A 24,580-nucleotide genomic window follows, 5' to 3' on the forward strand; every position below is an offset into this window, starting at 1 on the left:
TGCTAGATTTACCAAAACCAGCAAACCATGGACAAAAGGATTTTCAGAATTTCATTAACCGCCGCGCTGGCAGGTTTTTTATTTGGCTTTGATACCGTTGTAATCAGTGGGGCCAATTTGCCCATTAAAGAATTATGGAACACTTCACCCTGGTTCCACGGAACTTTTATAATGTCTATGGCGTTGTGGGGTACGGTATTGGGTTCTCTTTTTGGAGGCATCCCCTGTGATCTTTTTGGTAGGAAAAAAACCCTGTTCTGGATTGGTGTTTTATATTTTGTTTCGGCTATGGGATCTGCTTTGGCTGTGGACCCCTATATGTTTTCTTTCTTCAGATTGATTGGGGGTCTGGGAGTGGGAGCTTCTTCTGTTGCTGCTCCAATTTATGTTTCAGAAATTTCATCATCAAAAAACCGAGGGCAGTTAGTGGCTCTATATCAATTTAATATAGTATTTGGGATTTTTATCGCTTTTATTTCCAATTATTTGCTCAAAGGTTTTGATGGTGCGAACGACTGGCGCTGGATGCTTGGTGTAGAGGCTATTCCCGCTTTAATATACAGTCTTATGGTACTTAAAATTCCGAACAGCCCCCGTTGGTTAGTGATAAAAAAACAGGATAATACAAGGGCGCTAAAAGTGTTGGAATTTCTTTCAAATAAGGAACATGCAAAGCTAAAACTTGAAGAAATAAAGAATTCATTTAAGACAACAGATGCAAAAGAAAAACTCTTCACAAGTAAATATAAAAAACCACTTATACTTGCTTTTTTACTAGCTTTTTTTAACCAGATGTCCGGGATTAATTTTGTGCTTTATTACGCACCAGAAATCTTGGAAAGGGCAGGATTGGCCGCCAGGGAATCTTTGTTCAGCTCTATTTCCATAGGTATTGTCAATTTAATTTTTACACTTGTAGGGATACGATTGATTGATAAAGTGGGAAGACGAGAATTGATGAATATAGGCTCTATTGGTTATATCATAAGTCTGGCAATGGTGGGCTGGTGTTTTTACAGTGGAGCCGATTCTACCATACTTCTTGTTTTTATTCTGATTTTTATCGCCTCACACGCTATCGGACAAGGTGCGGTCATATGGGTTTTTATCTCGGAGATTTTTCCGAACAAAGTAAGGGCATTCGGCCAGTCATGGGGTACAGGTACACATTGGGTATTTGCGGCTTTAATTACACTCCTTACTCCAATATTCCTGGATGCCAATGATGGTATCTTTAAGGATAACCCCTGGCCAATTTTTCTGTTTTTTGCATTTATGATGGTATTGCAATTGTTATTTGTAATATTTATGATGCCTGAAACCAAAGGAATTTCACTTGAGGACTTAGAAAAAAAGTTAAGTCCGGATAAAGATTCTTGAAAAAAGCAAATTACACTTTACCGAAAATTCAGGTATTACATCTCAAAAAGGCCCATTCTTATTGACTTTTAGTCGAATTATGGCATTGCAAATGTAATTTATTGTCATAAATATGTACATTGTAGGAAATTATATGAATCATGGAAGATCAATTAACATTTGGCACAAAGCTCCTTAACGGGTTCCTAAGCATAATGGTAGTGGTTTTGGTCTTAATTCTTGCCGCCGTGGTGATTTGCCTTATTCTGGCTGGTCTGGGCTTCTTTTAGCAAGACACAAAACCGATTTTCCCCAATCTTGCCCACTTATCTTTTTCTTATTACTTGATTATCATTTTGAATTTATTCAAAATAAACTCACTTGTTATTAATGATTGAATGACAATGGGTTGAAAGAAAGTGATATCTATCAAAAGAGATTTCAGAAAAAAGGAATCTCTCATTTTTACTTTCCTGAAATTTGCATTTCAAATCCAAGAACTCTAAATCCCAAGTACCTCGGTTACGGTTTCTCTTGAAGATTGGCACCTGGATAAAGAAAATACATGGGTCAATTAATTACCCAGGTAAAATATTCCGGATTATAACGGACTACTTGTGTATATTGCAAATAGAAACATTAAAGAAGATTTAATGCGATTTAGGACTCTTCCATATTTTCTTTTATTTTTTTCCATATTTATTAGTTGCAATCGAATAGAAAAAACAAAGACCATTAAATTGGCTCATGGACTCGATGTAAACCACTCTGTTCATAAAGCTATGGTCAAAATGGGAGCTGATCTAAAAGAGCTTTCAGGCGGTAAACTTCGTTTAGAAATATATCCGAGTCAACAGTTAGGAACAGAGCGACAATGTCTGGAACTTTTACAAATTGGAAGTCTGGATATGACTAAAGTTTCTGTAGGTGTACTTGAAAATTTTGCTCCAAAAATGAAAGTCCTGGGACTGCCTTTCCTTTTCAGGGACAGGGCTCATGCATTTAAAGTATTAGACGGACCGGTAGGACGGCAATTATTAGAAGATGGGGAAAAATACTGGCTAAAAGGTTTGGGTTATTACGATGCCGGAAGCAGAAGTTTTTATACAAAGGACAGACCCATAAATTCACCTGATGACCTTGACGGACTAAAAATAAGGGTCATGGAAAGTGTTACGGCAATAGATATGGTGGAAAGTTTAGGCGGCTCCCCCACACCTATTTCCTGGGGTGAATTATATACTTCTCTGCAACAAGGGGTTGTAGACGGTGCAGAAAACAATCCTCCAAGTTTCTATTTATCACGTCATTATGAAGTTTGTAAATACTATACACTTGATGAGCATACCGTCTTACCCGATGTGCTTCTGGCGGGAACACATCTATGGAAGAGACTTTCTTTAAAAGAAAAAGAATGGCTTACTCAAGCGGTAGATAAATCTATAGTCTATCAGCGTAAATTATGGTTGCAGTCAGAAGAAGAAGCCCTAAACGCAGTGCAGGAAGCTGGCGTTAAAATTATTAGACCAGATAAAACCTTATTTTCGGAAAAGATTAAGGGCAATTATGAACAATACAGAAATAATGAAGAACTGTATAGATTAATACAAGAGATACAGCAAACCCAATAAATGGAAATAAGGAATAAGATCGATAAGGTTTTGGCTAAGCTGTTAATAATCATAATGAGTATTATGGTTATTAATGTTCTATGGCAGGTATTTAGCAGATATTTCCTTGGAGCCCCCAGTTCCTTTACCGATGAACTGGCCCGGTACCTGATGATATGGATAGGCATACTTGGTGCCGCCTACGTTTCAGGCCGAAATAAGCATGTTGCCATAGATGTACTTCCTTCCAGATTAAATGCAAAATCTCAAAAAAAACTAAAACTGGTGGTCCGCATTTTAATTATTCTTTTCTGTTTGTTTGCCTTGGTTATTGGTGGCTCCAGATTGGTCTATGTTACCTATGTGCTCGATCAATATTCCCCTGCATTGCAAGTCCCTTTGGCCGCAGTATATATGGTTATCCCTATAAGCGGAATACTGATCATATATTATAAAATTTCTGATATTTTAAATCAATAAGTCAAATGGAGTATATACCTGTCTTTGTTTTGGTCATTAGCTTTATAGGCTTACTTGCAATAGGTACTCCAGTAGCCTGGAGTATAACAATATCCGCACTGCTTACCATGTTGGTAAGCATTCCCGCATTACCTGCATTTACAACAGTCGCTCAACGAATTGGGACAGGATTAGACAGTTTTGCACTCCTCGCTATTCCATTTTTTATACTCTCAGGTGAGTTAATGAACAAAGGAGGTATTGCACATAGGTTGATTGCCTTTGCAAAAACATTGGTTGGTGCTTTGCCAGGTGGCCTGGCTCTTATTAATATCATTTCGGCCATGCTAATGGGTGCAATTGCGGGTTCTGCCATGGCATCGGCCTCTGCGATGGGCAGCATATTAGGTCCGGAAATGCAAAAAGATGGATACTCCAAAGAATTTGGTGCTGCGGTCAATATAACATCGGCTACCACCGGACTCCTTATTCCTCCCAGCAACGTTCTGATAGTATATTCTTTGGCTAGTGGTGGTGCATCTATAGCAGCCTTATTCCTTGCAGGTTATATTCCCGGAATACTTACAGGTCTATTTTTAATGCTCGTGGCTTCCTATTGGGCCAAAAAAAAAGGGTATAAAGTTGGAAAACGAAGCACATTAAAAAATATTATTAAAACATTTATTGATGCTGTTCCCAGCTTATTTATGCTGGTGGTGGTCATAGGGGGTATTGTAACAGGTATATTTACAGCTACCGAAGCGTCGGCTATTGCAGTACTTTACAGCGTTGTGCTTGGTTTTATATACAAGGAAATCACATTCGGGAAACTACCCCAGATTTTATTAGATTCATCGGCTACAACAGCCATTGTAATGCTTTTGATAGGGGCATCCATGAGCATGTCGTGGGCATTGTCTTTTGAGAATATTCCTCAAGATATAAGTACCGGTTTGTTGAGTATTAGTGATAATAAAATAATCATATTGCTTATTATAAATCTTATACTTCTGTTTGTGGGCATATTTATGGATATGACTCCGGCAGTACTTATATTCACACCCATATTTTTACCTGTGGTGATGAAGCTTGGCCTGGATCCGGTGCATTTTGGAATTATTATGATTTTAAACCTGTGTATCGGTTTATGCACACCACCGGTAGGCTCTGTACTATTTGTCGGTGTTGGAATAGCCAATACCACCATTGAGAAAGTAATTAAACCGCTCCTCCCCCTTTTTGTAGTAATGATTGTTGCTCTGTTCCTTATTACTTATTTACCTCAGTTAAGCCTTTGGTTACCTGGTTTATTTGATTTGTAGTGCAATTCATGTTCTCTATAAAATAAGCCAAGTTAAAGGAACAGATGTCGATCCTACGAAGTCTAAAAGGGTACTAATTAGTGCTACAATGCTATTAAACAGTTATGAAATTGTCTGGAAGCAAAGGATAAGGCCCCATCAATTTTGAATTAGGATAGCTTTGTTGAAGCCAGGTAAAAAGTTATGAAGCCGGCAAGTATTACTGGTATGGAAAAAATCATAAAATTCTCTGCCATCGATAGCCCGATCCCTATAAGGATTCCACCAAGAGCTGGTCCAATAACTCCTCCAAGTCTGCCAACACCAATGGCCCAGCCCAGCCCGGTTGTCCTGAATTCTGTTGGATATATCCTGGCGGCCACAACATACAAGCCTACAAATCCACCCTGTAGGGTAAACCCGAGCAAACCAATTACAAAGAGCAAGGCACCGGAACCAATAAACAATTTAAAAGTGGCCATCAAAATCCCCGTTATTCCTAAAAATAATGCCACTGTCCTCTTCAATCCCATTCTAGAGGAAATAAAGCCCTGTGTAATGATCCCGAAAAAGGCCCCCATATTAAAAACTGTGCCGGCATAGATTGCCAATGACATTGAAAGACCAGTAGCCTCTGTAAGTTTTGGTATCCAGCTTATTAGAAAGTACAAACACCCGAATGCCATGAATAAAGCCGTCCATAACTGGAGTGTAGGCATACTAAATTCTTTGTTGAGTAGTTTGTTTACGGGAATACCTGAAGATTTCAACTCTAGTTTCGGAAGTCTCTCTAATGCCCCAAGCTCCATTTTACCCAGAATCGTATTCACGCGCTGCAATGCCCCTTTGGGCTGCCTTTTTAGATAATAATAAACAGACTCCCCCAATAAAAAAAAGATAAGTGGCAAGCAGATAAAAGAAGCCAGTCCGGCCAGTTTGAACATAACGGGCCAGCCATAAACAGGTACTAAATTTGCCGATACTATACCGGTTAAAACAGCTCCAACCGGATAACCTGATAAGACGAAGCTGACCCAAAAATCCTTTTTACGATCCGGTGCATATTCAGCAGTCAGTGAAGCCGTACTTGCAAGCATGCTTCCTATGCCTATGCCACTTAAAAACCTCAAAAACATTAACTGGGTAACGGTTTGCGACCATGCCGTCATCAGTACGCTGGCACCCATTAAGAAAGCACTAATCAGGATCATTCTCTTTCTTCCAATCTGATCTGCAAAGGGTGCCAAAAACATAGCTCCAATCATCATCCCTGCAAGTCCCGAACTAAAAACAATTCCCAACTCCTCCGGCCCTACCTGCCAGGATGTTGCTATTGCAGACGCACAATAGGAAATAACCATAACGTCCATCCCGTCCAGAATATTCATAACAAAGCATACAAAGAAGGTGGTATATTGTAATTTTGACAGAGCCTGTCCGTCTATTAGCTCCTTTGTTGTTTTTTGCATTCCCTGGTTTTAGATTGATGAGGTAAAGTTAGGGATTTAGACACTTAGGATAGAATTGAACTCCTTAGAACTTATAGGTATAAAACATTTCAAAGAGCTGGAAAGAAACTTTTGTTTCCGAAAAAACGTTTCATAATTAAAAATCCGACTTCTAAAAGTGGGCATTCTCATATTTACAGGCGGAGAGACTTCCCTCCCAATGCGGGATAGACTTCTCGTCTCTCCGCAATATCAACTTTGCTGAAAAGAAAAAACCTCCGAAGATCGGAGGTTTTTTATAATCGTACAGGCGGAGAGACTTCCCGCCCATGGCGGGATAGACTTCTCGTCTCTCCGCAATATCAACTTTGCTGAAAAGAAAAAACCTCCGAAGATCGGAGGTTTTTTATAATCGTACAGGCGGAGAGACTCCTGCATTTTCCGTACCGATAGCTTCTCCTTCGTAATACTATGGAAAAGGAACTATCAGCTAAACGGGGATGCAAATATAAAGCAAAATTTCAATTTAAAAATAATCGAACTTCAATTTTATCTGCCTTCTTTTTGTAAATTTAGACTTTCTTGAAACTTTCGATAATGCAAAACATAAAGGCTTACCTGGATCAACACAAAGAACGTTTTATCAATGAACTTATAGAACTCCTGAAAATGCCTTCTGTTAGCGCAGATTCCGCCTATTCCCATGATGTACTTGCCACTGCTGAAGCTTTTGCAACTTCTCTAAAGAATGCAGGCTGTGAGATTGTGGAAATTTGTGAAACGGATGGATATCCTATTGTATACGGCGAAAAAATTATTAATGAGAAACTGCCAACGGTTCTTGTATACGGTCATTATGATGTACAACCACCAGATCCTTTAGACTTATGGGACTCCCCTCCTTTTGATCCGATAATTAAAAAAACAGAACTCCACCCTGACGGTGCCATTTATGCACGTGGAGCTTCAGATGATAAAGGGCAGGTCTATATGCATGTGAAAGCGCTTGAATTCATGGTTGCTAACAACTCACTACCATGTAATGTCAAATTCATGATAGAAGGTGAAGAAGAAGTTGGAAGTGTAAGCTTATCTGCATTTGTTAAGGAGCATCATAAAAAACTTTCAAATGATATCATTCTTATTTCAGATACCGGATTGATTGCAAATGACATTCCCTCAATTACAACCGGATTAAGAGGATTAAGCTATGTAGAAGTAGAAGTTACGGGTCCAAACCGAGACCTCCATTCCGGACTTTATGGTGGAACTGTCGCCAATCCAATTAACATTATGGCAAAAATGATTGCTTCTTTGCATGACGAAAACAACCATATTACTGTACCGGGATTTTACGATAAGGTGGACGAACTTACGAAGGAAGAGAGAACGGCCATGGCCAAAGCCCCTTTTGATCTAGATGCTTATAAAAAAGAACTTGATATCCAGGATGTCTATGGAGAAAAATCCTATTCCACCAATGAAAGGAACTCCATCCGTCCAACCCTTGATGTAAACGGCATTTGGGGAGGATATACGGGTGAAGGTGCTAAAACAGTGATTCCGAGCAAAGCGTACGCAAAAATATCCATGCGTCTGGTACCTCATCAGGACTGGAAGGAAATAACTCGCTTGTTTGCAAAGCATTTTGAGAATATAGCTCCTTCCGGAGTAAGTGTAAAGGTTACTCCCCATCATGGTGGGGAGAGTTATGTAACGCCTATAGACAGTATTGGCTACAAGGCCGCGAGTAAAGCCTTTGAAACCACTTTTGGCAAAGTTCCTGTGCCTAAAAGGAATGGAGGGAGTATCCCAATTGTACCCCTGTTTGAAGACGAATTGGGCAGCAAATCAATTCTTATGGGATTTGGCCTGGACAGTAATGCCATCCATTCCCCCAACGAACATTTCGGTGTTTGGAACTATTTAAAAGGAATTGAGACAATTCCATATTTTTATAAATACTACACAGAACTCTTTTCTTGAAGAATTAAAATTTAACTAGAAATTTATTTGTTCAAAAGTGTCAAAGGAAATTTCCTATATATCATAAAACCCTCTTGATTGGCTGTTATTATTTCATTAAAGTGTAACAAATAATAACAAATTGCGTTCTAACCAGTAGAATCAAAAACGAACACTATTATGATACGACGCTTTTTTATCCTCTGTTCCGGAGCGGACACAGGCATTCTTGAATCCTGTTCTTCAGGAGAACAAAACAAATACGCAGGCATTGGAGCCACTGTTTTTTTTACAGCCGTAATGGCCTTTATTGCTGCTTCTTATGCCCTTTTTACGGTATTTGATAACGTTTATACCGCTATCTTTTTTGGCCTTGTTTGGGGCCTTTTGATTTTTAACCTGGATCGGTTCATAGTCTCTACTATTAAAAAAAGAGACAGTTTTAAAAGTGAATTTCTACAGGCAACTCCAAGGATAATTTTGGCAGTCATTATTGCCGTAGTAATCTCCAAACCTTTGGAAATGAAAATTTTCGAAAAGGAAATCAACCAGGTTTTATTGGAACAAAAAAACGAACTCACCCTTGCAAACAAAGCGCAAATAGCCCAGCAATACACCCCGGTGGTTGAGACCCTTAATGAAGATATTGCTTCACTTAAGAATGAAATAGATATTAAGGAGGCCGAGACCAATGCGTTGTACGACACCTATATTTCAGAGGCAGAAGGCAGAGCGGGTACAATGCTTTTGGGCAAAGGGCCGGTGTACAAAGAAAAACGGGAAAAACACGATGCCACCTTGTTGGAATTAAGACAATTAAAGGAAGCCAATGCAATAAAGATTGCAGATAAAGAATCTCAGATTGCAGCTTTAAATACGGAATATTCTCAGGCAATTAATGATTCTCAACCCATCATTGACGGATTTGACGGCCTTATGGCCCGTATAAATGCGCTGGGAGAATTACCTTGGTTCCCATCTTTTTTCATTTTCCTGCTTTTTCTTGCCATAGAAACCTCACCGATAATTGTAAAACTACTCGCTCCAAAAGGGCCCTATGACCTTAAATTAGAAGATGAGGAAAGTGCCGTAGAGACCTGGGTTATGCAAAAGGTGCAACAACGTCAACAAATCCTGTCTACAGACACTTCACTGAATGAGAAAATATATGGTGAAATTGCAGAAGAAGAAGCGGTTTATGCCTACAAAAAACAGAGAGCAGAAGAATTGCTTCGACTACAGGCAGATACTTTTCACGATCTTCAGATAAAAAGTTTATAGGATTATTGTGTACTAAAAAATATGAGGAATCTGAGACTAGTTGCCCCAGATCCTTGCCCACAATTCTATTAGAACGTTTTGCGCGTCCTCTTTGAATTTAGGAGTTTCTTCAACGATGACCTCATTGTTTATTTTAAGAAGCTTGTAGCTAAAAGCAAATTTGGGATCAATAGGATTAAGGCTTATCAAGCCAAAACGAAGGTCATTAAAAAGTAAGGCTTGCTCCTTACGCGAAATGGTATACCAGCCTTCTGCTATTTTTATAAGGCGATGAATTTTATCTTCACCGGCGAGTTCTCCCAATAATCGGTGATTTTTAGGATATGCCCTGAATACAATTGGCTTGGTATCGAATAAGGAATATTCTCCTATTAAATATTCGTTACCGGCATCTATATTAGCGGTCCAGAGTATTGAATTAAAAGGTGTAGGCCGGGTCTCTATCTGTTCAAAAGCAATGCCCTGCTCCTCCAAATTATTGGTAAACTGTATATAGGTTACAGCCTTTAGTAATAATGTTACTGCCAGATAACCACTACTCACAATAAGACCTATTCTATTATACTTTCTTCTGGCCGGGGACAGTCTGTGCATTCTCATGCTTAAAATGAGAAAAAACAGAAATGGAAAAGTATACAATGGATCTATAACAAAAATATTCTGAAAGGCCAGACGAAGATCAAAAGGCCAAAAAAGTTGGGTGCCCCAGGTTGTAAAGGAATCCAAAATAGGATGGGTAAATAAACCCCAGAACATAAGTTTGGACCATTCCTGCCAGCTAACTCCAGAATTTTTCTCGATTTTAGAAATCATCCAGCCGAAAACAGGCGCAAAAAGAAGGCTAAATAAAATAGAATGGCTAAAACCCCTGTGCCATTCTGTGGCCGTAACAGTATCTACCAAATAACGACTCAAAACATCAAGATCCGGGATAGTACCGGCTATTGCCCCATAAAGTATGGCTTTATTACCCACCTTTTTGCCGAGCACCACTTCTCCTACGGAAGCCCCTAAAACTATTTGCGTTAATGAATCCATATATTATTCAACTATATTCATTTTCTTCAGCAAAAATGAAGCATTCATATTCTGACAGATCCCTTTTTTAAATTTGTAATCAAAATTCAATTCATCCTTTATAATTTCGGCATCAAAATAATAGTTTTCTACCTTTTTCAGACTATCAGCAACTTCACAAAGACTTAAATCATGAGTGGCTATAAGTCCGGTTGAATCTGAACCAACTAATTTCTCAATAAACTTCTTGGAGCCAATTGCCTTGTCGGTGCTGTTGGTTCCTTTTAGGATTTCATCCAACACAATAAAATATTCATCATCCCTGATACTATCAATAATAAACTTTAAGCGTTTGAGTTCAGAAAAAAAGTAAGATTCATGTGCCGTTAAAGAATCTACAGTACGCATACTGGTAATAAGTTTTATTGGCTGAAATTTTACTGCAGTTGCACATACCGGCAAACCAATATTGCCCATTATAATCTGGAGGGAGATGGTACGCAGGAATGTACTCTTGCCCGCCATATTGGCTCCTGTAATTACAAAGAATTCTTCCCTGCAAATTTTAAAATTATTTGTTACACCCTCTGCCGGGTCCAGCATTGGATGTGAAATATTCTCAGCCTCGATAATAAGGTCATTTTTTGTTATTTCAGGATAAGTATAATCAGGGTGATTAAAAGCAAAATTCCCCAAGCTATTGCATGCATCAAAAGTGGCAATGGCATTAAGCCAGCGTTCTACATTCTTACCATGTATACCAATCCATTTTTCTATGTTACAGGCATATCTCAGGTCCCACAACAGAAATCCATTTGCCAGGACTCCAAAAAGCATATTATTTCTTTGTTCGAAGGCATTCAGCATCCCTGAAAATTCTTTCAGAACCTGGGAAACCCTTACCCCTTTTTCCAATATGTTCTCTTTTTCATTTTTCAATATACGGGCTTGAAAATCCTTATCCTCAAGAAGCAAAATCAATTTTTGATACTGTCGAAAACTGCTCTGAGCATTCGAAGTATTCTGAGAAAGGACATTAACCTTACTTAAATACTTAGCTGTGATACCCAGGCCAAGAAAAAACCAAAACAATAATCCCCAACCGGAGATATAGTTAAAGTAATAAAGGCCTATAGCTCCCAAGGAGAAGAGTGAAAAAATATTAGGTAATATTTTCATCATTTTAGGAAGGAATGGCCGATATGTTTTTAACCAACTTATTAAATTCACCGACGAAATTTCCGTTTTAATAAGTCTGGCAACCGCCGAAAATTCCTGTCTCCACTCTGCTACTGATCCCAGTTCTTTAATTGCATCCTGCTTCTCTAAAACATTTTCGATATTGTTTTCCGTTAGCAGCTTAGCCAATGCTCTACTGCCTTCCTCTAATGCCGTGCGATTGGAATATTGGTAAAAAGAACCCTTTCCGAAAAGATCTATATCCTGACTATAAAAATGTGCATTGTCTATAAATTCATTTCCATCAGGTAGATGATAAAATTTTCGGTCTAAGACCTGCAACTCGGTCTCATTTATAGAGATCAAGGCCAGCAACTTACTTTTTTGGTAATTCAGGTCTGTATGCCTTGAGACCAAAAAAAGAAATACTATTGATGCAACCAGTATAATTATAAGAATGTAATTGGAGTTGTCATAAAACAGGTATATGCCCAAAATCGCAAGGGCAAAAACTGTTAACCTAAGCATGCCCGATACCTTTAATTGCCTGTTCACCTGAACAAGCAGCGTGCGCAATCTGTCTAGCCTTTCTGAGTAGAATTTAGCGGGGTTAAGCATATAATCTTGCTCTATAAATTTAAGTGGTAAAGATATGGCATTCTTAAAGGGTTTAAAGGTTAAATAATACCTTCAAGCGCGGCTTTTTGCTTTTTTGTTAGTTTAGAAACTACCAGATCATAGGAATGATTGACTAGTTCTGATATGAGGTTTTCAGGTAATTGTTCCAGAAATAACGTGTTCCAATGTACTTTGCTCATATGATAGCCCGGGATAATAATCCCATCATAGGCTTCCCGCAACTCTATGGCCCTTTCGGGGTCACATTTTAAATTTACCTGTGTTGGAATTCGTTCCAGCGGTGCAATGGTAAAAATTTTACCCATCACCTTAAAGACCAAAGTATCTGCATCAAAAGGGAATTCTTCCGTAACTCCTTTTTTTGTTATACAAAGTTCTCTGAATTCTTCGATATTCATTTCAAAAAGCCCTTAATGCAAACCTTAACTGAAATACCCAGTGAAATAAACTTAGGATTTACTTGGAAAGGTCATAGTTTGATTCCCTGTGAATCATATACAATTACCTTATTCCAGAGGCTTCCTGCCTCTTCAATAAATGCCAGATGTGCTTTTTCATTTTGGTATTTTTCCTGTTGTTTAGCAGACTTAAAGCTAACAATCAAAGCGTAGGTAAATGAATCGTCCACTACATCGCGCGTAGCCTTTGGTGGTTTACCCACATAGTGAGTATTTGCATGATTCGACTTCTTCATGAATTTCTTCATTGCCTTTTCAAATTGCTTCTGGTCTTCCTCACTATCCGGATTGTTAAGCCAAAAATATACGGTGTGTACAAAATGTGAATCTAAACTTCTCATTGTCTTATCTTGTTGACTATATGCTGTTATAGTAATAAATAAAAGGGTTAAAATACAAACTGTCTTTTTCATTTTAAGGTGATTTATATTAAAATTATTATTTGATAAAAGGTTTGTTATGTTCACTTAATTCCAAAGCTGAGTAATCTAATTTCCAGCCTATAGTTTCTACGATTTTCTCGATCAACAAAACTGCTTCCAAAGCTTCTTTACGAGCTGTATCCATTAGTCCGCTTGCTGGAATTTTCTCCATGACATGTTTTTTTGCTTCCTGATTTAATGATGTTAAATCGCTCGGGGTAAATGTATTAAAAAGTCCATTTTTAATATCGTAAAATTCAAGTTCGGGTTCTATTGAAAGAACTTCCGGTTGGGGGAAGTTAGAAAGAATTATCTTTTTTTTATCTGTGTCGGCATGCATAAGCACTTTTTTGAGATCATACCCTATCTGAGCCTTTGCATTTATTACAATCAAAGCCTTCTTCTTACTACTTAGCAGGCTCATAAAGTGTTCCCTCTTATTCTCATACCTATAAATCTCAGCAAAATCTCCTTCGACTGATATTAATTTACAAACACTTTTAATTTTTTCTAAGATTATAATAGATTGATGTTCTGTAAGCTCTTTTCTCCTCTTTATTCGAAATAATGAATACATCCAATACATAAGGATAGCTCCTAATACCAATCCTAAAAAAAGTTCTAAAATGCTATCCATTGTTCTCGCTTAATTCACCTAAATGCGTATACTTAAATCCTTTCTCATATTTTAATCCATATCCCAAAGCTCGGTCCAGAGAAGAATGAGAAAATAAAATTATCCCAATTCCTACTAACAAAGAAAAAGAAAAATATACTCCCAACAGATAAATAGCTATAGCCAGTCCTTTATGATGAAAGATATTATAACTAATCGCCCCAGCTTTGTTTCCAAAAATATATCCCAGCATTCCAATATCCGGTGCCAGAAGTAACACAAAAAACCACCACCAGGAAAAAGGTAGTAATGTAAACAGATAGTAGCCCACTATAAACATGGCTAATTCCTCTAATTTTATCTGGGTTTTCATGATTCTAACACTTTATACAAAATCGGCCTGCTTGGGCTGGCATCATTTTCAATAGGAGCCAGTTGTAAATTCAAAATATAGCTTCCGTCTTCAATAGTATTCTCTACAAAAATAAATTCTGTGATTGTGGCCAATGTTCGTTTCTTGCCTTCCAATTGCCAGAAAGCATTGTGGGCCAGAAGTGCACCATTGTCCTTTTCTTTATCAACGGAGGGGAGGTCTATCAGCAAATGATTTATCCCTTTATCTGCTAAATATTGAGCCGTTTCTTCTAATAGATAAGGTGGATTTGTATCCGAATATTTCCTGGATAATTTTTCTTTTAGATTAGGTAAGGTTCGAATGACAAGGGCTTCACATTTATTATTTCCAATTACATATTGAATTTGCTTTTTGGAGACTACAAAATCATTCTGATACTTTTCCGGTGCAATAGTTACAAGCTCGGCCAGGAAAAAGTAGTTAGTAAGCTGTTTATTTATGGAATAGCTTTCTTCTGTGATATGTCCCAGGCATTCCGTATGAGTCACATGTGCATGAGGATTAAAACTGATGTCGTTAAAATTGACTGATGCGCCTTCTGATACTTTCCCAATAAATCCTTCCTCTATGTGCGGAGCTATTACTGGTACATCCAGGTTCCATGCCCTAACGTTGGATTCATTTCCTTTCAAAGAAATTGAAATATCCAAAGGTTTTGAAAGGTCTATCTGATAGTCCCCGCTCTCGTGTTTTATATGTGCCAGCATAAATCTTATGGTAAGAATCTTAGCCCAATTTAATCATAAATAAATCACTTGCGATACCGTCGCACAAAAACTTTCCTTTTTTGGTAACACACAGTATATCCCCATCGGTATAGAGCAATCCCTCTTTAATATATTTATCTGATTGCGCCAAAAGGTATTCATAATACGAGTTTCCGAATTCTGTTTGTATTTTCATCATAGAGATCCCCCAAATCGTTCGAAGGCCAGTCATGACATATTCGTTATACCTGTCTGTAATAGTTAGTGTTTCTTCTTCCAATGGAAGGATTTCCTGATTAATTGACTTTATATATTTTGAATTATTCCTGATATTCCATCCCCTTTTCTTGCCGTCATAGGAATGTGCGGAGGGTCCTATACCCATATACTTTTTCCCCTGCCAGTATGAGGTGTTGTTCATTGAAAAATAACCCTCTTTTCCAAAATTGGAAATTTCATAATTCACAAAACCTTCAGTTTCCAATTTGTTGAGCAGCATATAAAACTGTTCTTGTGCTAGTTCATCATCAACATCCGGAATTATACCTTTTTCAATAAAGGCCTTCAATGCCGTTTTAGGTTCCACGGTTAGTGCATAACTCGAGATATGTGGCAAGTTATAAGATAGTGCTTTGGCAATATTCTCATCCCAGCGAGTATTCGTCAACCCCGGTATACCGTAGATTAGGTCAATTGAAATATTGTCGAAATGTTTCCTGGCTTCGCTAATACAACTATGTGCATCTTCAGCAGTGTGCGCCCTATTCATCAATTTTAAGTCCTGATCAAAAAAAGACTGTATGCCAATACTTAATCTGTTAATTGCCGAATCGTTGAGTTCATTAATTTTGTTTACCGACAAGTCGTCCGGATTGGCTTCTAAGGTAATTTCCGGAGTTTTAACCAACTTGTAGTTCCTGTAAACTGCTTCAACTAAGTGCTCAATTTCATTTGTTTGTAGGACAGATGGCGTTCCCCCACCAAAATAGATAGTTTCAATTTTCTCATTTTTAAATTCCTCTTTTCTCAAATGCAACTCCTGCTTTAGAGCCCGTATCATGACATCTTTTTTGGCCAGGCTGGTTGAAAAATGAAAATCACAATAATAGCAGGCCTGTTTGCAAAATGGAATATGAATGTAGATACCTGCCATTAGCTATTTTGAAATAGAACAATAAGGTAAGACAAACCAAAGCCAAAAATTACATAGGCGATATAGGAAAGAATACAATCAGAGACTTTATAATAATCACGATTTTATTTGTTTTTATAAAGGAGGTCATCGCATATATAAAATAAACTAACATAACAAATATTCCCAGAAGCTGCATTTCTTTACTCACCCAAACCACCAAAAATAAATTGAGGGTAGTAAACAAAGTATATATCCCGGTCAAATAAAAAGAAATTGCCAAATACTCTGCGAGGGTATATCTCTTAGAGAAGAATAATTTCGAAAACAGCGCCAATGTGAACACAAAAATAAAGAGCAGTTTATTAATGTTGAACAACATAAAATCTCTTGCCTTTGTTAAAAGCTGGTTATTCTGGGTGTTTTCAACTTGAACTACGGTATCTGTAAAAGGATCAAAACCAATAGCTGAACGAATAACCAGATATGCTACTGTGGTAAGTATAAAAAAGGCAACTGGCTTATAATATTTCTTCCGTTTACCCTCAAGATACTCTCTTAATACAATGCCCGGATTTACGACAAGCTGTTTTAATGTGATAAAAAGCGGTGCATTTAATGAGAAAGCAGCATCAATAAAATCGTTGATAGTCTCTTTAAAGCTAACTTTATATACAGAAGTGCGTTGTCCACAATTTTCACAATATTTATTTGTAACCTGGGCTCCACAATTTCTGCAATATTTTGATTCAGAAGTCAATCCTGTTTATTTTAATCGATCTTCATTTTGCTTAACAAATGCAGACCATCCGGTATAACTTTTACCTATATCCACCTTTCCTTCATTATAGAAATGGCAAACTGCTGCCGCCAGACCATCTGTGCTGTCCAGACCAAGTGTACTTTGAAGCATTTTAGCTACCTGTTCTTTACTCGCATTGCCATTTCCTGTAATGGCCATTTTTATTTTTTTAGGCAAATATTCTGTTATTGGAATTTGCCTGGAGAGTCCGGCAGCCATGGCTACTCCCTGTGCCCTTCCCAGTTTTAACATAGATTGAACATTTTTCCCATAAAAGGGAGCTTCAATGGCAATTTCATCGGGATGGTAGGTATCAATCAGTTCAATGGTTCGCTCAAAAATAAGCTTGAGTTTGGTAAAAGGGTCTTTGTATTTTTTGAGCAATAATTCATTCATTTGAACAAATGTCATCTTCTTCCCGGTCACTTTTATAATACCGAATCCCATGATGGAAGTTCCGGGATCAATACCCAATATAATTTTTTCGTTTTGCAATTTATTTGGTTTCCTCTGAGTTTAAAACAATTGGGATCCTGAACTTAGCATTTACCGGTATTCCCCTTTTTAAAGCAGGCCCTATTGGGGGCAAGCTTTTAAGACTTCTGCTGATAATTCCATCAAATTCAGGAATCTGTTCCTGAATAATTCTGTTTTTATCAATATTTAAAACACTAATTTTCCCTTCCTTATCTACAAGAAAATCTACATATACCGCCTCCTCAACATCTTTGTCTAATATAAATTCAAATTCCCCAAGGGTCATTGAAAAATGCAAAAGCAACGTATTTTCAAAGCACTCTTTTTGTGAAGATTTAGAAATCATCAAAAAGTGGGAATTGATCAACATCATTCCAATTGATTGCCTGTAATTCTCTTTCCACCAATTGTTGTGTTCTCACTTCTGAAGAAGTAAACAAATCGCAGGAGGACAGCAAGCATAGACAAGTCAAAATTAGCAACTTCCTCATTTAATAGGTATTCTTGCGGAAAATTACGACTTTTTCGGCCAAATAGGTCTCAGAAATTTAGGATTTCCTTGTTCCCTAAAAAGACGTGTAACAAATAGGTGTTATCTTCGTCCAATTACAAATGGTTTTTATGGATATTGCCTTACTCATTTTGGGATTAATCTTTATGTTCATGGGCATACTAGGTAGTTTTTTGCCTGTATTGCCCGGCCCTCCTATAAGCTGGATAGGCCTGTTACTATTGTACCTTACAAAGGCTGTCCCTAATGATTGGTGGTTTTTGGGGATCACTTTTTTCGTTGCGGCAGTGGTATTTGCCTTAGATTACTTAATCCCCGCAATAGGCACCAGGAAGTTTGGTGGAAGCAAAGCCGGAATGGCAGGAACCGTTATAGGGCTACTTATAGCCATTTTGTTTCCAATCCTGGGTATTTTTGGGATAATAATCTGGCCGTTTATTGGCGCATTAGTGGGAGAACTTATTAACAAAGCTGATAATAAAAAGGCTCTTAAGGCAGCATTCGGATCGTTTGTTGGTTTTCTTACAGGTACCTTCCTTAAATTTGTGGTAACTATAATTTATTTTGGTCTCTTTATGGCCGAAACATGGGAATACAGGCAGGAATTATTCCCGTTTTTTTTTAGCTCTTAATTGAACCAAACTACTTTATCCTGAATAGGTCTTCTTTCACCAGCAGAAATTTCTTCGTTATAACGGCCCATATATAAAAACCCAAGGCATTGTTCACCTTTACCCAGTTCAATAAATTCACCCATATATTTTATTAGGCCCGGAGAACTCCAATAACAACCAATTCCCATTTCCGTGCAACATAACCACATATTCTGAACAGCCATTGAAGTGGCAGCAATTTCTTCCCATTCAGGAAGACTTTCACCCGGGTCTCTTTGCATACATATTGCTATAACCGCTGCCGACCTGCTTGGGTTATCGAGAAGTTTTTTTACTTTAAAGGCTTTTGGTTTCTTTTCTGTTTCCTCATACTTTTTTGAAAGAAACCGCCCTAATTCCTCTTTTGAATCCTGCAAAAAGACTTTAAACCGCCAGGGTTCTGTTTTCTTATGGGTTGGTGCCCAATTGGCCGACTCCAGTATCTTTTCAATTTCCGACCTATTTATTGGCTGGTTGGTGTATTGTGCAGGGAACACAGACCGCCTCTTTTTGATGAGTTCAAATACCATACAAAATATTTTAGTTGGCCAAAGTTAGAACTTCTTATTGGGAAATAATATTCAAATTAAAGTGGAGTGAAAATCCCATATATCTGAAACTTAATGAATACATTTATAGTACTAAAAAATTCGATTTAATGGTTTCATCAACTCCTACCTTTTTGTATGGCGAAGAAGAACTTAGTGGCAGCATTGCCTTGGAAATTGCAAGCGGAACAATTCAAGGCCAGTTGTCAAATACTGCCCGAAAACGGGTTCGCGCCAGTAAGCTGGTGGTTGAAAAAATCGTTGAAAAAGGAGAAGCTGTTTATGGCATAAATACGGGTTTCGGGCCCTTGTGTACCACAAATATTTCTAAAGAAGAAACCAGAATTTTACAGACAAACATCCTTAAAAGCCATAGCGTTGGTGTTGGTGAGCCTATTAAAAATGAAATTGCCAAACTGATGCTCATTTTAAAGATTCACTCTCTTGCCAAGGGGTATTCGGGCATAGCAGAGAAAACTTTAGACCGCATTCTCTGGCATATAGAAAATAACGTCATTCCAATAGTACCATCGCAGGGTTCTGTAGGCGCATCAGGTGACCTGGCACCACTTGCACATCTGTTTTTACCTCTTATTGGTTTTGGCAAAGTGTTTTATGAAGATACTGTTATTGAGACCGAAGAATTATTCAAATTAACCGGCCTTAAGCCACTGGAGCTCGGGCCAAAAGAAGGATTGGCGCTTATAAATGGCACTCAGTTTATAACGGCGCATGCCATAAAAGTGTTGGACAAATTTCACAATTGCCTGACTCATGCAGATATTATTGGAGCTATGATGATTGAGGGTTTACAAGGCTCCATAAAACCATTTTATTCTGAACTGCATAGTTTACGTCCTTTTAAGGGCAATATCCATGTGGCGGAACGGGTAAAGCTACTCCTGAAAGGGTCTGAGATTATGGAAAATCATATTGATTGTGAACGTGTACAGGATCCTTATTCTTTGCGCTGTATTCCACAGGTTCATGGTGCTTCCAGAAATTCCTGGCTACACCTCAAAGAATTAGTCCAGATAGAATTAAACGCTGTAACAGATAATCCCATTATCATAAATGAAGAATTGACTATAAGCGGGGGAAATTTTCACGGGCAGCCATTGGCCATGGCCCTGGATTATGCATGTCTGGCAGCTTCGGAACTTGGCAATATATCAGATAGGCGGATTTATCTGGCGCTGGAGGGCAATAGTCCCGGAGTTCCAAAATTGCTTATGAATGATACAGGCATTAATTCAGGGTACATGATTCTGCAATACACCACCGCTGCTTTGGCCAGTGAAAATAAAGGGCTTTGTTTTCCTTCGAGCGCAGATAGCATCCCTACTTCCATGGGTCAGGAAGATCATGTAAGTATGGGTTCTGTTGGAGCCAGAAAAGCGTTGCGTGTTCTTGGGAATCTTGAAAAAATATTGGCCATTGAACTGCTGACAGCAACCCAGGCTTTTGAATTTAGAAAACCATTGAAATCGGGAATATTACTTGATGAAGTTCATAAAGAGGTTCGCAAAAAAGTTGCCTTTGCCGAAAAAGACCGGGTTTTTGCAGATGATATAGAGCAAGGTATAGAATTAGTAAAGAACCGAACCATCATACAACGTATTAATTCGGTTTGTAAAAGAGAAGATCTTACTTTGAAAACAACTTATTCAGAAGAATTTGAAAACTATTAATGACTATGAATGAATTAACACTTATTGGTCCCTTAAGCCAGGTAATCCCAATGACGGGAATACCCATAAAGGGGCCTGTTTCAGATAGTCAGCTTCTGGTTATTGAAAATGCAGGAATTCTTTGCTCTGATGGCCTGATTAAATCTATAGATAACTATAAAAATCTTGCATCTGAAGTAAAAGACCTGGATGTGCAATTAATTCAGTTAGAGGGAAATCATAGTTGCCTTCCCGGGTTTATAGATTCTCATACGCATATTTGTTTTGGCGGATCACGGGCAAGGGATTACGCCATGAGGAATGCCGGGAAAACGTATTTGGAAATAGCAGATGAAGGGGGCGGCATCTGGGACACCGTACAGCAGACCAGAAAAGCTACACAAAAAGAATTGGTCAGGGGAATACTTAAAAGGGCCAAACAGCATCTCAAAAACGGTGTAACCACCATTGAAGTAAAAAGTGGCTACGGCCTTTCTGTAGAAGAAGAATTAAAAATGCTAAAAGCAATTAAAGAGGCTGATGATCAATACCCTTTGGATCTTATTTCAACTTGTTTAGCCGCACATATGTTCCCCAGAGATTTTAAGGGTAATTCATCAGAGTATCTTTCAGAAATAAGTGAGCAATTGTTTCCTATATTGAAAAAAGACAAATTGACAAACAGGGTTGATGCTTTTATTGAGAAAGGGGCATTTAATGAAGTAGAAATCACCCCATACCTGTCAAAAGCTGTTGAAATGGGTTTTGACATTACCATCCACGCAGATCAGTTTTCTGTAGGAGGAAGTGAGGTTGCTGTTAAATTTAATGCTGTTAGCGCAGATCATTTAGAGGCAAGTACATCTCATGAAATAAAATTACTGGCCAAAAGCAAAGTAATAGCAACAGCCTTGCCGGGGGCCTCATTAGGCCTTGGTTGCGATTTTACACCAGCCAGGAAAATACTGGATGCGGGTGGTGCCCTGGCAATTGCCAGTGATCATAATCCGGGTTCTGCCCCTATGGGAGACCTTCTTACCCAGTCTGCCATATTAGGGACTATGCAAAAATTAACGAATGCGGAAGTATTAGCCGGAATCACGTGCAGAGCTGCTGCGGCCCTAAACCTAGATGACCGTGGGAAATTGAAACAGGGTTATCTTGCCGATTTTAGTTTATTTCATACTGCCGATTTTAATGAAGTGCTCTATAACCAGGGGTCATTTAAGCCATGTATGGTATTTAAAAAAGGGAAATTAATTTACGACAAACATAAATAACCCTTAGAGAAGATGCATAATTCCAAGATACAATTGAGTTTTCGCGATGAGATCCTGATGGGAATTCCTAAGGAATTACCCGCAGCCAAGTCACGTATCTCCAAATTAAATCATGCACCAAAGAGAAAGGAAATACTAAACCGTGAAGAAAAAAAACTGGCAATAAGAAATGCACTTCGTTATTTTCCTGAGGCCTGGCACACTGAGCTTTCGAAAGAATTTGCTGCGGAATTGGAAAAATATGGTCGAATTTATATGTATCGATTTAAACCCACATACAAAATGCAGGCCCGGCCCATTTCGGAATATCCTGCCAAGACTATTGAGGGTGCAGCGATAATGCTTATGATACAAAATAATCTGGACCCTGAGGTAGCACAACATCCCGAAGAATTAATAACCTATGGAGGTAATGGTGCGGTCTTTCAGAATTGGGCGCAATATCTTCTTGCCATGAAGTATCTGGCTACCATGACGGCAGAACAAACCCTTCATATGTATTCAGGGCACCCGATGGGCTTGTTTCCTTCTTCAACGGACGCTCCCAGAGTAGTAATAACCAACGGAATGATGATTCCCAACTATTCCTCTCAGGACGATTGGGAAAAATTCAATGCTCTTGGCGTTACTCAATACGGGCAAATGACTGCCGGGTCTTATATGTATATTGGCCCACAGGGTATTGTGCATGGTACCGCGATTACAGTAATGAATGCATTTAGAAAAGTATTGCCAAAAACTGAATCCCCAAAGGGTAAAATATTTCTCACTGCGGGCTTGGGTGGGATGAGTGGAGCACAGCCAAAAGCCGGAAATATTGCCGGTTGTATTACAGTTTGCGCTGAAGTAAATGAGGTAGCTGCAAGGAAAAGATTTGAACAGGGTTGGGTAGATGAGCTCCATAGAAACTTTGATACGCTGATTGCCAGGACCAAAGAGGCCATAGATAAAAATGAAATATTATCCCTTGCTTTTGTGGGCAATGTCGTAGATGTCTGGGAACGGTTTTATGAAGAAGAGCTGTTCGTTCACCTTGGATCTGATCAAACCTCTTTACACAATCCATGGGCGGGAGGATATTATCCTGTGGGACTAACCTTTGAGGAAGCAAACGTCATGATGGCCGAAAATCCGGAACTATTTAAGGAAAAGGTTCAGGAATCACTAAGGCGACAAGTGAATGCCATTAATAAACATGCAGCTAAAGGAACTTATTTCTTTGACTATGGCAATGCTTTTTTACTGGAAGCCTCAAGAGCTGGTGCAGATATAATGGCCGAAAATGGAATTGATTTCAAATATCCAAGTTATGTTCAGGATATAATGGGACCCATGTGTTTTGATTATGGATTTGGGCCTTTCCGTTGGGTTTGCACTTCAGGAAAACCTGAAGACCTAGAAAAAACTGATATCATAGCCTGTCAAGTTTTAGAAGACATTAAAAAAAATTCTCCAAAGGAAATTCAACAACAAATGGCAGATAACATACAATGGATAAAAGGTGCGAAGGAAAATAAACTCGTTGTTGGGTCACAAGCCCGAATTTTATATGCAGATGCCGAAGGACGTACAAAAATCGCAAAAGCATTTAATGATGCGATCGCAAAAGGTGATATTGGTTATGTAGTTTTGGGTCGCGACCATCATGATGTATCAGGAACCGATTCACCATATAGGGAAACAAGTAATATTTACGATGGGTCTCAATTTACTGCAGATATGGCCATCCAAAATGTGATTGGCGATAGCTTTAGAGGAGCTACTTGGGTGAGCATTCATAACGGTGGTGGCGTAGGTTGGGGAGAAGTTATTAATGGTGGATTTGGTATGGTTCTTGATGGTACTAAAGAAGCCGAAAGACGTTTAAAATCAATGCTGTATTGGGATGTCAACAATGGAATTGCAAGACGAAGCTGGGCCAGAAATGAAGAGGCTTCATATGCAATTAAGCGCGCCATGAAAACCGAACCTAACCTAAAAGTAACTATACCAATTAATGTAGATGACAAATTATTAGACTCGTTATAACCATAAAAAAAAATACGATTATGAAAAGAATATTAAAAAATTTACCTGTTTTGCTTTTAGTTGTTGCTCTTACTTCTTGCAGTTCGGTGCGAGTAGCATCAGATTATGAAAGAAATACCAATTTTGATGAATTTAAGACCTTTGCCTTCTTTAAAACGGGCATTGATAAAGCAGAAATCAACGATATCGATAAACGCCGAATTCTCAGAGCTATTGAAGCTGAATTATTAGATAAAGGATACACTAAATCTGAAAGCCCGGATTTATTGGTCAGCATCTTTACAAAATCAAATCAACGTGTAGATGTATACAATAATTATTGGGGAGCCGGTGCCTGGGGCTGGGGCTGGGGAGGCTTTGGACCTGGTTGGGGCTGGGGCTGGAATCAGCCAATGGTATCTTCCAGAACTGAAGGCATCCTGTACATTGATTTAATAAATGCTAAAAAGAAAGAACTCATTTGGCAAGGACAGGGAACTGGATATTTAACAAAAAACACAGAGCGTAAAGAAGAACGAATCAAGGAATTCGTTAATAAAATATTGGCACAATTCCCGCCGGGATTGAATTAAAAAGAAAATGAAAAAACCCTTAAAAGTTTAT

The 24,580-nt window shown here is 38.4% G+C and carries 25 protein-coding genes; 12 read left to right on the forward strand and 13 right to left on the reverse strand.

All coding sequences use genetic code 11. The annotated features are described in order from the left end of the window. Nucleotides 1-27 precede the first annotated feature (27 nt). The 5 genes from Q0X89_RS14405 (at nt 28) to Q0X89_RS14425 (ending at nt 4,750) form a co-directional block, all read left to right on the forward strand. Entirely contained in the window at nt 28-1,380 is a 1,353-nt protein-coding gene (locus Q0X89_RS14405) for a sugar porter family MFS transporter (protein WP_297695388.1), read from the forward strand. A 140-nt stretch (nt 1,381-1,520) separates the two neighbouring features. Continuing rightward, nucleotides 1,521-1,649: a hypothetical protein gene (locus Q0X89_RS14410; protein ID WP_262493645.1), complete on the forward strand. Its 129-nt coding sequence runs from the start codon at nt 1,521-1,523 to the stop codon at nt 1,647-1,649. A 363-nt stretch (nt 1,650-2,012) separates the two neighbouring features. Beyond that, complete coding sequence (locus Q0X89_RS14415; RefSeq protein WP_297695393.1) at nt 2,013-2,990, forward strand: TRAP transporter substrate-binding protein; 978 nt, start codon at nt 2,013-2,015, stop codon at nt 2,988-2,990. Beyond that, the gene (locus Q0X89_RS14420) at nt 2,991-3,449 is read left to right on the forward strand and encodes a TRAP transporter small permease (protein WP_297695395.1); all 459 of its coding nucleotides are present in this window, start codon (nt 2,991-2,993) and stop codon (nt 3,447-3,449) included. 5 nt (nt 3,450-3,454) lie between these two features. Next, a complete protein-coding gene (locus Q0X89_RS14425) occupies nt 3,455-4,750 on the forward strand; it encodes a TRAP transporter large permease (RefSeq protein WP_297695397.1) in 1,296 nt (431 codons plus the stop codon). 149 nt (nt 4,751-4,899) lie between these two features. Here Q0X89_RS14425 and Q0X89_RS14430 read toward each other — a convergent pair whose 3' ends face one another. Next, the gene (locus Q0X89_RS14430) at nt 4,900-6,198 is read right to left on the reverse strand and encodes an MFS transporter (protein ID WP_297695400.1); all 1,299 of its coding nucleotides are present in this window, start codon (nt 6,196-6,198) and stop codon (nt 4,900-4,902) included. A 576-nt stretch (nt 6,199-6,774) separates the two neighbouring features. Between Q0X89_RS14430 and Q0X89_RS14435 the strand changes: the two genes are divergently transcribed. After that, complete coding sequence (locus Q0X89_RS14435) at nt 6,775-8,163, forward strand: dipeptidase (RefSeq protein ID WP_297695402.1); 1,389 nt, start codon at nt 6,775-6,777, stop codon at nt 8,161-8,163. 159 nt (nt 8,164-8,322) lie between these two features. Beyond that, the gene (locus tag Q0X89_RS14440; RefSeq protein WP_297695404.1) at nt 8,323-9,423 is read left to right on the forward strand and encodes a DUF4407 domain-containing protein; all 1,101 of its coding nucleotides are present in this window, start codon (nt 8,323-8,325) and stop codon (nt 9,421-9,423) included. Between the two features lie 36 nt (nt 9,424-9,459). Here the strand turns inward: Q0X89_RS14440 and Q0X89_RS14445 are convergent, their stop codons facing one another. The 11 genes from Q0X89_RS14445 to Q0X89_RS14495 all read right to left on the reverse strand — a co-directional run bounded on the left by Q0X89_RS14445 (nt 9,460) and on the right by Q0X89_RS14495 (nt 17,633). Next, entirely contained in the window at nt 9,460-10,461 is a 1,002-nt protein-coding gene (locus tag Q0X89_RS14445; RefSeq protein ID WP_297695405.1) for a metal-dependent hydrolase, read from the reverse strand. Nucleotides 10,462-10,464: 3 nt separating this feature from the next. After that, nucleotides 10,465-12,237: a DNA mismatch repair protein MutS gene (locus Q0X89_RS14450; protein WP_297695407.1), complete on the reverse strand. Its 1,773-nt coding sequence runs from the start codon at nt 12,235-12,237 to the stop codon at nt 10,465-10,467. 59 nt (nt 12,238-12,296) lie between these two features. Beyond that, nucleotides 12,297-12,656, reverse strand: coding sequence for an MmcQ/YjbR family DNA-binding protein (locus tag Q0X89_RS14455; RefSeq protein WP_297695409.1), 360 nt, complete (start codon nt 12,654-12,656; stop codon nt 12,297-12,299). A 71-nt stretch (nt 12,657-12,727) separates the two neighbouring features. Further along, nucleotides 12,728-13,129, reverse strand: a complete 402-nt coding sequence (locus Q0X89_RS14460; protein ID WP_297695411.1) for a Dabb family protein — start codon at nt 13,127-13,129, stop codon at nt 12,728-12,730. Nucleotides 13,130-13,154: 25 nt separating this feature from the next. Continuing rightward, nucleotides 13,155-13,775 carry a DUF4230 domain-containing protein gene (locus Q0X89_RS14465; protein WP_297695413.1) on the reverse strand — a complete coding sequence of 207 codons (621 nt, stop codon included), beginning with the start codon at nt 13,773-13,775 and terminating at the stop codon, nt 13,155-13,157. Continuing rightward, on the reverse strand, nt 13,768-14,127 hold the full coding sequence (locus Q0X89_RS14470) for a DUF4260 domain-containing protein (RefSeq protein ID WP_297695415.1): 360 nt from the start codon (nt 14,125-14,127) through the stop codon (nt 13,768-13,770). Before Q0X89_RS14470 ends, Q0X89_RS14465 begins: the two co-directional genes overlap by 8 nt. After that, nucleotides 14,124-14,876 carry a cyclase family protein gene (locus Q0X89_RS14475; RefSeq protein WP_297695417.1) on the reverse strand — a complete coding sequence of 251 codons (753 nt, stop codon included), beginning with the start codon at nt 14,874-14,876 and terminating at the stop codon, nt 14,124-14,126. Before Q0X89_RS14475 ends, Q0X89_RS14470 begins: the two co-directional genes overlap by 4 nt. 19 nt (nt 14,877-14,895) lie before the next feature. Next, complete coding sequence (gene hemW / locus Q0X89_RS14480; protein WP_297695419.1) at nt 14,896-16,029, reverse strand: radical SAM family heme chaperone HemW; 1,134 nt, start codon at nt 16,027-16,029, stop codon at nt 14,896-14,898. Between the two features lie 49 nt (nt 16,030-16,078). After that, a complete protein-coding gene (locus Q0X89_RS14485) occupies nt 16,079-16,768 on the reverse strand; it encodes a DUF3667 domain-containing protein (protein ID WP_297695421.1) in 690 nt (229 codons plus the stop codon). Between the two features lie 6 nt (nt 16,769-16,774). Continuing rightward, nucleotides 16,775-17,305 carry a crossover junction endodeoxyribonuclease RuvC gene (gene ruvC, locus Q0X89_RS14490; RefSeq protein WP_297695423.1) on the reverse strand — a complete coding sequence of 177 codons (531 nt, stop codon included), beginning with the start codon at nt 17,303-17,305 and terminating at the stop codon, nt 16,775-16,777. 1 nt (nt 17,306) lies between these two features. Next, nucleotides 17,307-17,633 carry a hypothetical protein gene (locus Q0X89_RS14495; RefSeq protein WP_297695425.1) on the reverse strand — a complete coding sequence of 109 codons (327 nt, stop codon included), beginning with the start codon at nt 17,631-17,633 and terminating at the stop codon, nt 17,307-17,309. A gap of 275 nt (nt 17,634-17,908) precedes the next feature. On the opposite strand from Q0X89_RS14495, the gene Q0X89_RS14500 reads away from it, so the two are divergent. Continuing rightward, complete coding sequence (locus Q0X89_RS14500) at nt 17,909-18,430, forward strand: DUF456 domain-containing protein (RefSeq protein ID WP_297695427.1); 522 nt, start codon at nt 17,909-17,911, stop codon at nt 18,428-18,430. Here the strand turns inward: Q0X89_RS14500 and Q0X89_RS14505 are convergent. Continuing rightward, entirely contained in the window at nt 18,427-18,981 is a 555-nt protein-coding gene (locus tag Q0X89_RS14505) for a nitroreductase (protein ID WP_297695429.1), read from the reverse strand. The two genes, Q0X89_RS14500 and Q0X89_RS14505, sit on opposite strands and share 4 nt — an antisense overlap. A gap of 128 nt (nt 18,982-19,109) precedes the next feature. Here Q0X89_RS14505 and hutH point away from each other — a divergent pair, with 128 nt between their 5' ends. Genes hutH through Q0X89_RS14525 form a run of 4 tightly spaced genes read left to right on the forward strand, consistent with a single transcriptional unit; the run spans nt 19,110 to nt 24,549 of the window. Further along, complete coding sequence (hutH, locus tag Q0X89_RS14510; RefSeq protein WP_297695437.1) at nt 19,110-20,690, forward strand: histidine ammonia-lyase; 1,581 nt, start codon at nt 19,110-19,112, stop codon at nt 20,688-20,690. Between the two features lie 5 nt (nt 20,691-20,695). Further along, nucleotides 20,696-21,949 carry an imidazolonepropionase gene (gene hutI / locus Q0X89_RS14515; protein ID WP_297695432.1) on the forward strand — a complete coding sequence of 418 codons (1,254 nt, stop codon included), beginning with the start codon at nt 20,696-20,698 and terminating at the stop codon, nt 21,947-21,949. A 12-nt stretch (nt 21,950-21,961) separates the two neighbouring features. Next, nucleotides 21,962-23,977 (forward strand): urocanate hydratase, encoded by a 2,016-nt coding sequence (locus Q0X89_RS14520; protein ID WP_297695434.1) that lies wholly within the window; start codon nt 21,962-21,964, stop codon nt 23,975-23,977. Between the two features lie 20 nt (nt 23,978-23,997). Continuing rightward, nucleotides 23,998-24,549 (forward strand): DUF4136 domain-containing protein, encoded by a 552-nt coding sequence (locus Q0X89_RS14525; protein ID WP_297695435.1) that lies wholly within the window; start codon nt 23,998-24,000, stop codon nt 24,547-24,549. The last annotated feature ends 31 nt before the right edge of the window (nt 24,550-24,580 follow it).

The sequence above is a fragment of the uncultured Eudoraea sp. genome (genome assembly GCF_947258525.1).
GTDB lineage: Bacteria > Bacteroidota > Bacteroidia > Flavobacteriales > Flavobacteriaceae > Eudoraea.